General features: G+C 75.2%; 14 protein-coding genes. 10 read left to right on the top strand and 4 right to left on the bottom strand.

All coding sequences use genetic code 11. The annotated features are described in order from the left end of the window. Positions 1 to 48 precede the first annotated feature (48 nt). The 4 genes from INN71_RS09290 (at position 49) to INN71_RS09275 (ending at position 4,576) form a co-directional block, all read left to right on the top strand. Positions 49 to 363: a multidrug efflux SMR transporter gene (locus INN71_RS09290; RefSeq protein ID WP_277499458.1), complete on the top strand. Its 315-nt coding sequence runs from the start codon at positions 49 to 51 to the stop codon at positions 361 to 363. Between the two features lie 84 nt (positions 364 to 447). Next, positions 448 to 1,623 (top strand): lactate 2-monooxygenase, encoded by a 1,176-nt coding sequence (locus INN71_RS09285; RefSeq protein ID WP_277499457.1) that lies wholly within the window; start codon positions 448 to 450, stop codon positions 1,621 to 1,623. A 314-nt stretch (positions 1,624 to 1,937) separates the two neighbouring features. Then, positions 1,938 to 2,504 carry a PadR family transcriptional regulator gene (locus tag INN71_RS09280; protein ID WP_277499456.1) on the top strand — a complete coding sequence of 189 codons (567 nt, stop codon included), beginning with the start codon at positions 1,938 to 1,940 and terminating at the stop codon, positions 2,502 to 2,504. Beyond that, a complete protein-coding gene (locus INN71_RS09275; RefSeq protein ID WP_277499455.1) occupies positions 2,501 to 4,576 on the top strand; it encodes an NADPH-dependent 2,4-dienoyl-CoA reductase in 2,076 nt (691 codons plus the stop codon). The genes INN71_RS09280 and INN71_RS09275 overlap by 4 nt, the downstream gene beginning before the upstream one ends. A 113-nt stretch (positions 4,577 to 4,689) precedes the next feature. Here the strand turns inward: INN71_RS09275 and INN71_RS09270 are convergent, their stop codons facing one another. After that, positions 4,690 to 6,039: an MFS transporter gene (locus INN71_RS09270; RefSeq protein ID WP_277499454.1), complete on the bottom strand. Its 1,350-nt coding sequence runs from the start codon at positions 6,037 to 6,039 to the stop codon at positions 4,690 to 4,692. 147 nt (positions 6,040 to 6,186) lie between these two features. Between INN71_RS09270 and INN71_RS09265 the strand changes: the two genes are divergently transcribed. Both INN71_RS09265 and INN71_RS09260 read left to right on the top strand, forming a co-directional pair. Next, a complete protein-coding gene (locus tag INN71_RS09265; RefSeq protein WP_277499453.1) occupies positions 6,187 to 7,374 on the top strand; it encodes a MalY/PatB family protein in 1,188 nt (395 codons plus the stop codon). Continuing rightward, entirely contained in the window at positions 7,371 to 8,132 is a 762-nt protein-coding gene (locus INN71_RS09260; RefSeq protein WP_277499452.1) for a pirin family protein, read from the top strand. Before INN71_RS09265 ends, INN71_RS09260 begins: the two co-directional genes overlap by 4 nt. Before the next feature lie 41 nt (positions 8,133 to 8,173). On the opposite strand, the gene INN71_RS09255 is transcribed toward INN71_RS09260, so the two are convergent. Further along, on the bottom strand, positions 8,174 to 8,626 hold the full coding sequence (locus INN71_RS09255) for an Lrp/AsnC family transcriptional regulator (RefSeq protein ID WP_277499504.1): 453 nt from the start codon (positions 8,624 to 8,626) through the stop codon (positions 8,174 to 8,176). 110 nt (positions 8,627 to 8,736) lie between these two features. On the opposite strand from INN71_RS09255, the gene INN71_RS09250 reads away from it, so the two are divergent. Next, the gene (locus tag INN71_RS09250; RefSeq protein ID WP_277499451.1) at positions 8,737 to 9,249 is read left to right on the top strand and encodes a DUF2000 domain-containing protein; all 513 of its coding nucleotides are present in this window, start codon (positions 8,737 to 8,739) and stop codon (positions 9,247 to 9,249) included. Here the strand turns inward: INN71_RS09250 and INN71_RS09245 are convergent. Beyond that, positions 9,221 to 9,418 (bottom strand): hypothetical protein, encoded by a 198-nt coding sequence (locus INN71_RS09245; RefSeq protein ID WP_277499450.1) that lies wholly within the window; start codon positions 9,416 to 9,418, stop codon positions 9,221 to 9,223. The two genes, INN71_RS09250 and INN71_RS09245, sit on opposite strands and share 29 nt — an antisense overlap. A 214-nt stretch (positions 9,419 to 9,632) precedes the next feature. Beyond that, positions 9,633 to 10,049 (bottom strand): VOC family protein, encoded by a 417-nt coding sequence (locus INN71_RS09240; protein WP_277499449.1) that lies wholly within the window; start codon positions 10,047 to 10,049, stop codon positions 9,633 to 9,635. Between the two features lie 152 nt (positions 10,050 to 10,201). Here INN71_RS09240 and INN71_RS09235 point away from each other — a divergent pair, with 152 nt between their 5' ends. From INN71_RS09235 to INN71_RS09225, 3 genes are read left to right on the top strand one after another with little or no spacing between them, the layout of a single operon-like run. Next, entirely contained in the window at positions 10,202 to 11,254 is a 1,053-nt protein-coding gene (locus tag INN71_RS09235) for a sigma-70 family RNA polymerase sigma factor (RefSeq protein ID WP_277499448.1), read from the top strand. After that, entirely contained in the window at positions 11,251 to 11,844 is a 594-nt protein-coding gene (locus INN71_RS09230; RefSeq protein WP_277499446.1) for a TIGR03086 family metal-binding protein, read from the top strand. The genes INN71_RS09235 and INN71_RS09230 overlap by 4 nt, the downstream gene beginning before the upstream one ends. A 33-nt stretch (positions 11,845 to 11,877) precedes the next feature. After that, the gene (locus INN71_RS09225; protein WP_277499445.1) at positions 11,878 to 12,300 is read left to right on the top strand and encodes an SRPBCC family protein; all 423 of its coding nucleotides are present in this window, start codon (positions 11,878 to 11,880) and stop codon (positions 12,298 to 12,300) included. Positions 12,301 to 12,307 lie beyond the last annotated feature (7 nt).

Below are 12,307 nucleotides of genomic sequence, written 5' to 3'. Positions count from 1 at the left end.
GTCCCGGCACGACACGTGGGCGTCATGCAGGCGCGGCAGGATGCGGGCATGGCGTGGGTCGTGCTGGTGGTGTCGGGGTGTCTCGAGGCGGTCTGGGCGACCGCGCTGTCGCGCTCGGAGGGGCTGACGCGCCTCGGGCCGAGCGTCGTGTTCGGCGTGTCGGTCGTGGCCAGCATGGTCGGGCTGGCGTGGGCGATGCGCACGCTGCCGGTGGGCACGTCGTACGCCGTGTGGGTGGGGATCGGCGCGGCGCTCACCGCGTCGTACGCGATGGTGACCGGCGCCGAGGCGTTCTCGCTGGTCCGCGCGCTCCTGCTGCTCGGCATCGTCGCCTGCGTGATCGGGCTGAAGCTCGCGCACTGAGCGTCGCCCCGGGGCTGGGAGGCGGGTCTACGCTCCGTCGCGGGCGCCGGGGGTCGACGCCGACGACGAGCAAGGGGGCCCGACGTGGCGAACCACGGCGACTGGCAGTTCGGCATCTACCTCGAGGGACTGGGTGGCACGATGCCGAGCCTGCCGATGGACTTCCGCACCCTCGAGGCCGCCGCCGAGGAGGCCATGTCGCCCGAGGTGTGGTCGTACGTCGCGGGCGGCGCGGGCGACGAGCACACCCAGCGCGCGAACGTGCGGGCCTTCGAGCGGTGGGGCCTCGTGCCGCGCATGCTCGCCGGCGCGGCCGAGCGCGACCTCGGCGTCGAGCTGTTCGGGCGCCGGTTCGCCACGCCCCTGATGCTGGCGCCGGTGGGCGTCCTCGGCATCTGCGAGCCCGAGGGCCACGGGGACCTCACGACCGCCCGCGCGGCGGCCGCGACCGGCGTACCGATGATCGCCTCGACCCTCTCGCAGGACCCGCTGGAGGACGTTGCGGCCCAGCTCGGGGACACGCCCGGGTGGTTCCAGCTCTACCCGCCGAACGACCGCGAGCTGACGGAGAGCCTGGTGCGCCGCGCGGAGGCGGCGGGCTACACGGCCCTCGTCATCACCCTCGACACCCTGACGCTCGGGTGGCGCCCGCGCGACCTCGCGCTCGCCAGCTTCCCGCAGCTCAAGGGGCTCTGCCTGGCCAACTACACCTCCGACCCCGTGTTCCGCTCGCGGCTGGCGGCGCCCCCCGAGGAGGACCCGCAGGCCGCCGTCGGCCACTGGGCGATGATCTTCGGCAACCAGAGCCTCGGCTGGGACGACCTCGCCTGGCTGCGCTCGCTGACCGACCTGCCCATCCTGCTCAAGGGCATCTGCTCGGCCGACGACGCCCGGCGCGCCGTCGACGCCGGGATCGACGGCATCTACTGCTCCAACCACGGCGGTCGCCAGGCCAACGGCGGCCTCCCCGCCCTCGACGTGCTCACCGAGGTCGTCGACGCCGCGGGCGACGCGCCGGTCGTCTTCGACTCGGGCGTGCGCAGCGGGCCCGACGTCGTCAAGGCCCTCGCGCTCGGGGCGCGCGCCGTCGCGGTGGGCCGGCCCTACGCCTACGGCCTCGCCGTCGGCGGCCAGGCCGGCGTCGAGCACGTGCTGCGGTGCCTGCTCGCCGAGACGGACCTGACGATGGCGATCAACGGCTACCCGAGCGTCGCCGTCCTGTCGCGCGAGGCGCTGCGGGCCGTGGCGCCCCTGCCCTAGGGGCGGCCCCGGCGCCCACCGGTGCGGACGGGCGCCCCGGCCCGCGCGATCGCGGCGCGGTCGCGGTGCGAGCGGTAGTCGTCCGCTACCGCTCCTACCGCGACCCCGGGGCCGGCAGTGTGCCGGCGCGATCGCGGCGCGGTCGCGGTACGAGCGGTAGTCGTCCGCTATCGCTCCTACCGCGACCCCGGGGGGCCGGCCGCGTGCGGTCAGCGACGACTCGGCGGGCCTGGGCGTGCGGTCAGCGACGACTCGGCGGGCTTCCCGCGGTGCAACTCGTTGCACTGCAACTCGTTGCATGCCATGCTGCGGTCATGGCCCTCGAGCACGTCCTCCTCGTCGCGCTGCGCGAGCGGAGCGGGTCCGGCCTCGAGCTGGCGCAGCGCTTCGAGCGCACCATCGGGTTCTTCTGGCACGCCAGCCACCAGCAGGTCTACCGGACGCTGGCCCGCATGGCCGACGACGGCTGGGTGGGCGTCGAGACCGTCGTGCAGTCCGGCAAGCCCGATCGCAAGGTGTACGCCGTGTCCCCCGCCGGCGAGGACGTCCTCGCCGCCTGGCTCGCCGAGCCCAGCCCGCCCGAGCGTCTGCGCACCGAGATCGCGGTGAAGATGCGCGCGGCGTCGTACGGCGACCGCGAGGCCCTGCTCACCCACCTGGCCGCGCGGCTCGCCGACCACGAGGCGCGCCTCGCCACCTTCCGCGGCATGGCCGCGGAGCAGTTCCCCGACCCGTCCGCCCTCAGCGGCGCAGCGCTCGACCGCTGGCTCGTGCTGCGCGGCGGGCTCCTCATGGAGGAGTTCTGGGTGACGTGGCTGTCCGAGTACCTCACCGCCCACCAGCTCACCCCCACCCCCGCCGACCCGGAGGAGACCCGATGACCGGCCCCACGCCGTACCCGACGTTCCTCAGCCCCCTGACGATCCCGACCGCCCACGGCGCGGGGAGCGTCACGCTGCGCAACCGCAGCGTCATGGGCTCCATGCACACCGGGCTCGAGGACGCGCCCTGGAACGTGGCGAAGCTGGCGGCGTACTTCGCCGAGCGGGCCCGCGGCGGGGTCGGGCTGATCGTCACGGGCGGCTACGCCCCGAACAAGCGCGGCTGGCTCAAGCCCTTCGCCTCCGAGATGACCACCCGGCTGCAGGCCGCCCGCCACGTGCAGGTCACCGACGCGGTGCACGAGCACGGCGGGAAGATCGTGCTGCAGGTGCTGCACGCGGGCCGCTACGGCTACCACCCGCTCAGCGTCGGCGCGTCGGCCCGCAAGAGCCCCATCACCCCGTTCACGCCGCGCGCGCTGAGCACGAAGGCCGTGGACCGCACCGCGAGCGACTTCGCCCGCGCCGCGCGGCTGGCGCAGAAGGCCGGGTACGACGGGGTCGAGATCATGGGCTCGGAGGGGTACCTGGTCAACCAGTTCCTCGCCGCCCGCACCAACGACCGCACCGACCGCTGGGGCGGCAGCGCGGAGAACCGGATGCGGTTCCCGATCGAGGTGGTGCGCCGCACCCGCGAGCTGGTCGGCGACGACTTCCTCCTCGACTACCGCATCTCGCTGCTCGACCTCGTCGAGGACGGCCAGACGTGGGAGGAGACCGAGGAGCTGGCGCTGCGGCTCGTCGAGGCCGGGGTGGACGTGTTCAACACGGGCATCGGCTGGCACGAGGCGCGGGTGCCGACGATCATCACGCAGGTGCCGCGGGCCGCGTGGCGCGACTCGACAGCGCGGCTGCGCGCGGCGCTGCGGGCCGCCGGCGTCGCGACCCCGGTCTGCGCGTCGAACCGCATCAACACCCCCGAGGTCGCCGAGGAGCTGCTCGCCGGCGGGGAGGCCGACCTCGTCTCGATGGCCCGGCCGTTCCTCGCCGACGCCGCCCTCGTGGCCAAGGCCGCCGAGGGCCGCGCCGACGAGATCAACACGTGCATCGCGTGCAACCAGGCGTGCCTCGACCACACGTTCAGCAACCGGAAGTCGTCGTGCCTCGTCAACCCGCGCGCGTGCCGCGAGACCACGCTCGTGCTCGCCCCGACGCGGCGCCGCCGCACGCTCGCCGTCGTCGGCGCCGGGCCGGCCGGCCTCGCCGCTGCCACCTCCGCGGCCGAGCGCGGTTTCGCGGTCACCGTCTTCGAGCGCAACCCCCACCTCGGCGGCCAGTTCCAGCTGGCCGTGCAGATCCCCGGCAAGGAGGAGTTCGCCGAGACGCTGCGCTACTACACCCGCCGGCTCGAGGTGCTCGGCGTCGACGTCCGCCTCGGCACGGAGGCCCGCCCCGACGACCTGGCCGCCTTCGACGAGGTCGTCGTCGCCACCGGCGTCGAGCCGCGCCTGCCCGACATCCCGGGCATCGACCACCCCAAGGCCGTGTCGTACGCCGACGTGCTCGCCCGCCGCGTCACCTGCGGGCGCCGCGTCGCCGTCATCGGCGCCGGCGGCATCGGGGTCGACGTCGCCCACTTCCTCACCCACGACCCCGCCGAGACCATCGACGACGTCGAGGCCTGGAAGTCCCACTGGGGCGTCGGCGACCCTGCGCTCGACCGCGGCGGTCTCACCGACCGCAAGCCGCGCGCCGTACCCCGCGAGGTCTACCTGCTGCAGCGCAAGACCACCCCCATCGGCGTGGGCCTCGGCAAGACGTCGGGGTGGGCGCACCGCGCCGTGCTCAAGCAGTCCGGCGTCGTGCAGGTCGCGGGCGTCACCTACGACCGCATCGACGACGAGGGTCTGTGGGTCACCGTCGACGGGGAGCAGCGGCTCTACGCCGTCGACCACGTCGTGGTCTGCGCCGGGCAGGAGTCGGTGCGCGGGCTGTACGACGCGCTCACCGCCGCCGCGTCCGGCACCGCGGCGGGGCGCCACCTCGTCGGCGGCGCCGACGTCGCGGCCGAGCTCGACGCCAAGCGCGCCATCGAGCAGGCCACCCGCGTCGTGGCGGCGCTGCCGGGCTGAGCGGCGACTCCTCCGGGTCGCGGTAGGAGCGGTAGTCGAGGGCTATCGCTCCTACCGCGACCGGGCCGGGGTCGGAGGGGCCGGGGGGGCCGGGGGGTGGTGGGTGCCCCCGGTCAGCGGTCGATGTCGAGGCTGCGGGTGTCGCGACCCACGGCCAGCGCGACGAAGGTGAGCAGGCCCATCACCGAGAGGTAGACCCCGACGAGGAACGGGCTGCCGTCCCCGAGGCCCCACAGCCACACCGCGATGAACGGGGCGACGGCGGCGCCGAGGATCGAGCTGACGTTGTAGGACAACCCGGAGCCCGTGTAGCGCACGTTCGTCGCGAACAGCTCGGGCAGCAGCGCGCCCATCGGGCCGAAGGTGAGCCCCATCAGGCTGAATCCCAGGATGAGCCACGCCATGACGCCGACGTCGCCCGCCTCCAGCAGCGGCACCCAGCACAGGCCGAACACGATGATGCCGGCGGTCACGACGAGCAGGTGCGCGCGCCGCCCGAAGCGGTCGGCGACCGGGCCGGAGACCATGGTGAAGATGCCGAAGAAGACGACGCCCACGATCATCATCAGCACGAAACCGTTGTAGGTGTAGCCCAGTCCGGGCACCTCGGCGTCGGTGGCGGCGCGGCCGTAGCTCAGCGAGTAGGTCGTCATCAGGTAGAAGAGCACGTAGGTGGCGAGCATGTAGAACGTGCCGAGCACCAGCTCTCGCCCGTGCGTGCGGACGACCTCGCCCAGCGGCAGCCTCGTGACCTTCCCCTTCTCCACCGCGCGCTGGAACGCGGCGCTCTCGACGAGGCGCAGCCGGACGTAGAGGCCGACCACGACCATGACGGCGGAGAAGAGGAACGGGATGCGCCACCCCCACGACAGGAACATGTCGGACGGCGTGGAGGGGTCGTCCGACGGCATCAGCGCGGCGATGGTCAGGAACAGCCCGTTGGCGAGGATGAAGCCGAGCGGGGCGCCGAGCTGGGGGAAGGTGCCGTACCAGGCGCGCTTGCCGGCCGGCGCGTTCTCCGTGGCCACGAGGGCAGCGCCGCTCCACTCACCGCCGATCGCGAAGCCCTGCGCGAGGCGCATCAGCACCAGCAGGAGCGGCGCGAACCAGCCGACGAGCGCGTACGTCGGGAGCAGGCCGATCGCGAAGGTGGCGACGCCCATCGTGAGGAGCGAGACGACGAGCGTGACCTTGCGTCCCCTCCGGTCACCGAGGTGGCCGAAGAAGACCGCGCCGAGCGGGCGGGCGACCATCGCGGCGCCGAAGACGGCGAACGAGGCGAGCAGCGCAGTGGTGTCGTTCCCCGCCGGGAAGAACAGGTGCGGGAAGACCAGCACCGCGGCGGTGGCGTAGATGTAGAAGTCGTAGAACTCGATCGTCGTGCCGACGAGGCTCGCGACCAGCACGCGGGAGCGCGGATTGGCAGGGGCGTCGGTCGCGGAGGGGGCGTGTGCGGTGGACATGGGTCTTTCCGTGACAGCGGCGGGGGACCCGGGAAGGCTACGCCGGGCGTCTCGAAGCGTGGGAATCACGTCTCACCCCCACGGCGCGCAGCACCTCGTCGTGGCGGCTCGCGGGCGAGGTCGGCTGACCCGGCTACGGTCGATCCCGTGATCCGCGACCTCACCGACGCCGAGGCCCGCGCCGCCCTGCTCAAGTGGTCGGCGGTCCCCGAGGGCACCATCCCCGCCTGGGTGGCCGAGATGGACTACGCCCCGGCGCCGGCCGTGACCGCCGCGGTGGCCGCGGCGCTGCGCACGGGCCGCACCGGCTACCCCCACCTCTCCCTCGACGGCGCCGAGGACGACGGCTCCGACACCGCGGCCCTGGCCGGGGCGTTCCGCGGCTTCGCCGCCCGCCACTGGGGCTGGGACGTGCCCGCCGGCTCGCTCACCCTCACCCCGGACGTCGTCACCGGCCTCCGCGTCGCGGTCGAGACCCTCGTGCCGCCCGGTCCGGTCGTGCTGCCCACCCCCTGCTACCCGCCGTTCCGCGAGCTGCTGGCGCTGGCCGCCCGCGAGGTCGTCGCCCTGCCGGTCGACCCCGACGCGCCGACCGCGACGCTCGACCTCGACCGGCTCGAGGCCGCCTTCGCCGCCGGCGCCCGCGGACTGCTGCTCTGCTCGCCCCACAACCCGCTCGGGCGCCGCTGGACCCGCGCCGAGCTGGAGGCCGTGCGCGACCTCGCGGAGCGGCACGGCGCCCGCGTCGTCGCCGACGAGGTGCACGCCCCGCTCGTGCTGCCCGAGCCCGACGGCGCGGCGGCCCCCGACGGCTCGGGAGGGGCCGGCTTCACGCCGTACCTCGCGGTCGACCCGCGCGGCATCACCGTCACGAGCGCGTCGAAGGCGTTCAACGTGCCGGGCCTCGCCTGCGCCCACCTCGTCACCCCCGACCCGGCCGACGCCGCGGCGCTGCGCGGCGTCGTGCACTCCGCCAACCACGGCGTCTCGCGGCTCGGGGTGGCCGCCGGCGTCGCGGCCTGGAGCGACGCCGACGACTGGCTCGCCGCGCTCGTCGAGCGCCTCGCGGCCCAGCGCGCGCTGCTCGCCGACCTCCTCGCCGCGCACCTGCCGCAGGCGCGCACGCGGCCGCTCGAGGCGACGTACCTCGCCTGGCTCGACCTGCGGGCGTACGGCGTCCCCGACCCCGCGGCCGCCGCCCGCGCGCACGGCGCCTGGCCGGCACCGGGCCAGGACTACGAGCCCGGGCTCGAGGGTCACGTGCGGCTCAACCTGGCCACCACCCCCGAGCGGCTGGAGGCCCTCGTGGAGCGGATCGCCCGGGCGCTGACGTGAGCGCCGCCGGGGGCCCGGGCGAGGTGCGGCGCGGCGCCGACGCGTTCCGCACCGTGCGGGACGACCGCACCACGGTGCACGCCTTCTCGTTCGGGCCGCACTACGACGCCGCGAACCTCGGCTTCGGCCCGATGGTCTGCCACAACGACGACCGGGTCGCGCCGGGCGGCGGCTACCCCGACCACCCGCACACCGACCTCGAGATCGTCACGTGGGTGCTCGACGGCGAGCTCACCCACACCGACACCGTGGACGGCTCCCGCGCCGCGCTGGGCGCCGGCACCGTGCAGGTGACCAGCGCCGGCTCCGGCATCCGGCACAGCGAGCTCGTCGACCCCGCCGCCGGCCCCACCCGGTTCCTGCAGGTGTGGCTGCGCCCCGACGAGCCGGGCCGCCCGCCCCGCACCACCCGCACCACCGCCGTCCTCGACCCCGACGGCTTCACACCGCTGGCCGGCGCGGGCGGGCTCCCCCTCGGCACCCGCGGCGCCCGGCTGCTCGTCGCGCGGCCGCGGGCCGGCGTACCGCTCCGCCTGCCCGACGCTCCGCTCCTGCACCTGTACGTCGCCCGCGGCGCCGTCACCCTCCCCGAGCGCGGCCCGCTCGGGACGCAGCCCGACGGGGGGTACGACGGACCCGCGGCGCCAGGCGGGGGGGAGGGAGATGCCTGGCGCCTGCGGGACGCCGGCGAGCAGGTCGTCGTACCCCGGGACGACGGGACCGAGCTCGTCGTGTGGGCGTTCGACGCCGACGCCTGAGCGGATGGGTCGGTCCCCGGACCAGCCGGGCGCGCGGCGCCTCAGGCCGGGGGCACCCGGTCGCTGCGCAGGTGCTCGTAGATGACCGACGTCTCGACGTCCGCGATCTCCGCGCGCGAGGTCAGCCGGTCGATGACGAACGCGTAGAGGTGGTCGTTGTCCGGCACGGCGACGTGCACCATGAAGTCGGCGCCGCCCGAGGTGACGAACACCCCGACCGTCTCCGGCAGGGCGCTCACCCAGTCGCGGAACGCCTCGATGCTCGCGCGCGACGGCGGGCGGATCCGGACCGCGATGAGCGCCTGCACCGGCCGGCCGATGCTCGCCAGGTCGACGTCGAGCCGCGCTCCCCGCACGACGCCGCGCCGCTGGAGGCCCCGGGCGCGGTCGTGGACGGTCGTGGCCGAGACGCCGACCTCCGCCGCGATGTCGCGCAGGCTCCGCCGTGCATCCGTCGCCCAGGCGGCCAGGATCGCCCGGTCCAGCTCGTCCATGTCAGCCACACCGGCCATTCTGCCTGACGAACTCCGGGCTGCTTGCGGTCGTGGCGAACGTCTTCCTAGCGTCAGCGGCGTACTGCCCGACGCTCGACCAGGAGACACCCGTGACCGAGACCGCCGCCATCCCGCCCGTCGGCGCCCCACCCGTCGGCGCCCCACCCGTCGGCTTCGGACCGCACGAGGTCGACACCGCGGCCGCCACCCGCGACGTACCGCTGAAGTGGGTGGTGGTCGTCGACGAGACGCTGCCGCCCGGCCGGGCCGTCAACGCGGCCGTGTGCGTCGCCGGGGCCACGGTCGACCGCGTGCCCGGACTGCTGGGGCCGGCCGTCGACGACGCGGACGGCTCCGCACACCCGGGGCTGCCGTGGCTGGGCTGCACGGTGCTCGGCGCGGCGCCCGACCGGCTCGCGGCGGTGCGTTCCCGCGCGGCCGCCCGCGACGACGTCGCGCTGGCCGACATGCCGACGCAGGCGCAGCACACCCGCGTGTACGACGACTACCTCTTCGCCGTCGGGCGCACCCCGTCGGCCCACCTGGGCTACTACGCCGTCAGCCTCGTGGGGCCCCGGAGGGTGGTCGACCGCCTCACGAAGGGTCTGCGCCTGCTCCCGTGACCTCCGCGGGGTCGTCACGCCCGTCGGCCTCGGCGAGCCGCTGGTGCAGCCGCTCGCGGACCTCGTCGGGGCTCAGCTGGCCCCGCGCCCGCGCGTCGCGCGCGATGACGACACCGGTGGCGGTCACACCGGCCAGCCCGGCGAGGCCGAGCACCTTCCACAGCTTCACGGGACCTCCTGGGGTCGGGGACGGACGACGCCATCCTGCCCCGGCCCGCCGTCTGCGTCGCCGAGCCCGGGGGTGCGCCGCAGGCGTGAGGGGCGGGGCGCCCGTCCGCATCCACTCCCCGTGGGTACGCCGCGCCACTGCAGGCCGCCGCCGGGGGGTGTGGTGACGTCCGGGCGGTCGCACGCCGGCGCGCCCCGTGAAGAGCGCCGCGCGCTCAGCCCAGGGCGGCCGGGTCCATCCACATGACCTCCCAGATGGTGCCGTCGAGGTCGCGGAACGACCAGCCGAACATCGGGCCCTGCTCCTGGGGCTCGCCGGCCGGCGACGCGCCGAGCTCGAGGGCCCGCTCGACGAGCGCGCGCACGTCGTCGGCGCTGTTCGCGGACAGGCAGTAGAGGGCGCTCGTGCCGCCGGTGGGCGACGTCGTGCCGTGGAAGGAGTGGAAGTAGTCCGTCCGCAGGAACATGACGGAGGTGAGGGGGTTGAGCTGCACCGACGTGGCGTTCTCGTCGCTGAACGCCTCGTTGATCGAGAACCCGAGCTCGCTCCAGAACGTGCGGGTCGCCGCGGGGTCCGCGACCGGGAGGTTCACGAAGAGCATGCGGTCGGTGGCCTGCTGGGTGGTGGTCATGGTGGTTCCTCTCGGTGGCGGCCCCCTGCGGGCCGGTCAGGTGCTCCGACCGGGCGGCGCACCGCGAATCATCGCCGGCCGGACCGATGATTTCCGGGGCCGCCCCGGGTCATGATGAGGGCCTGCCGCCGCCGACCACCAGGAGCGCCCCGGTGACCACCATCCCCACCACGTCGACCGCCCTCGCGGAGCCCGCCGCCGAGGCTGCTGCCACCGCGCCCGCCGAGCTCGACGACTTCGACGCGCTCACCGAGCGCTACCGCCGCGAGCTGCTCGCGCACTGCTACCGGATGAGCGGCTCGACCCACGAGGCGGAGGACCTGGTGCAGGAGACCTTCCTGCGCGCCTGGAAGGCCGCGCGCAGCTTCGAGGGCCGCAGCTCGGTGCGCACCTGGCTCTACCGCATCGCGACGAACGTCTGCCTGACCAACCTGGAGAACAAGCCGAAGCGGCCGCTGCCCAGCGCCCTCGGCACCCCCGAGGCGGTGGTCGGCGAGCTGGACCCGAACCCCGAGGTCCCCTGGCTCGAGCCGGTGCCGGACGCGGCGGTGGTGGTGGCGGAGCGCGACTCGATCCGCCTCGCGTTCGTCGCCGCCCTGCAGCACCTGCCCGCCCGCCAGCGCGCCGTCCTCATCCTGCGCGACGTGCTGCGCTGGAGCGCGAAGGAGACCGCCGAGGCCCTCGAGACCACCGTCGCCGCCGTCAACTCGGCCCTGCAGCGCGCCCACGCGCAGATGACCCAGCAGGGCCTGACCGACGAGACGGTCGAGGAGTCCCTCAACCCGGCGCAGCAGCGCCTGCTGGACCGCTACGTCGACGCGTTCTGGCGCAAGGACGTCACGGAGATCGTCAACCTCCTCACCACCGAGGCCAGCTGGGAGATGCCCCCCTTCACCGGCTGGTACGTCGGGGCCGAGACCATCGCGACCCTCATCGGCACCAAGTGCCCGGGCGGCACCTACGACATGCCGATGGTGCGCACCCAGGCCAACGGCGCGCCGGCGTTCGGCCTCTACATGCGCACCCCCGCCGGCCACTTCGAGCCGTTCCACCTCCAGGTGCTCGACCTCGACGGCGACCGTGTGCGCCACGTCAGCGCGTTCTTCGACCAGCGGCTGTTCGAGACCTTCGGGCTGCCCGCCACGCTGCCGGCCGACCACGACCCCCGCCCGCGCGACCCGGCGGGCGCCGCAGGCGTGTCGTGACCGCCGGCGACCTCGTCGTCCCCGGCGAGGTCGAGCTCCTCGAGCGAGCGCTCGCCTGGACGTGCGGGCAGCTCGCCCGCGTGCGGCCCGAGCAGCTGGGCGCGCCGACCCCGTGCGCCGGCTGGGACCTCGCGGCCCTGCTGGCGCACATGGAGGACGCGCTCGACGCGTTCGCCGAGGCGGCGGCCGGGTTCGTCGTACCGGTGCCGGACCCGCGGCTCGAGGCCCACCCCGTCCCCCGCGTGCCGCTCCTGCAGGCCAAGGCGTCGGCGCTGCTCGGGGCGTGGGCGCGGCCGACGCCGCGCGCCGTGCGGACCGGGTCGGTCGCCCTGCCCACCGCGGTGCTCGTCGCCGCGGCCGCGCTGGAGGTGGCGGTGCACGGCTGGGACGTGGCAGTCGCGCTGGACCCCGCGCCCGCCCGCCGGCCCGCCCTGCCCGCGCCCCTGGCCCGGGACCTGCTCGGCGTGGCCGGCGCGACCGTCGTGGCGCAGGACCGGCCGGCCCGCTTCGCCCCGCCCGTGCCGCCGCCGTTCGCGGCCTCGCACGGCGAGCGGCTCCTCTGCTTCCTCGGGCGCGACCCGCGACGCTAGACCGGCCCACCGACCACCCAGCAGGATCGAGGCATGCAGACGAGCGCGAGCACCGTCATCGCCAGGCCGGTCGACGAGGTCTGGGCGGCCCTGGCCGACCACCGGCGCATCTCCGGCTGGGCGCCGGGCCTGCGCGTCGAGGTGGACGACACCGCCGCGACCGCACCGGGCGAGGTGGGCGCCGTACGGCGGATCGAGGGCGGCCCCGGCCCCGCGATCGTCGAGCGCATCACCGCGTTCGTGCCCGGCCGCCGGCTGGGCTACGAGGCGGTCAGCGGCATCCCGTTCCGCGACTACGCCGGCACCATCGAGCTCACCGTGCGGGGCCTCGACGCCACCGAGGTGCGCTGGACGCTCACGGCCTCGCCCCGCGTGCCGGTGCTCGAGCGGCTCGCGCTCGCCGGCGTCAACCGCGTGCTGCTCACCCTGTTCGCCCGCGCCACCCGGCGCGGCTGAGCCCCCC

It is taken from the genome of Nocardioides sp. ChNu-153, assembly GCF_030466625.1.
Lineage (GTDB): Bacteria > Actinomycetota > Actinomycetes > Propionibacteriales > Nocardioidaceae > Nocardioides.
This window is presented reverse-complemented; position numbering and strand designations above follow the sequence as displayed.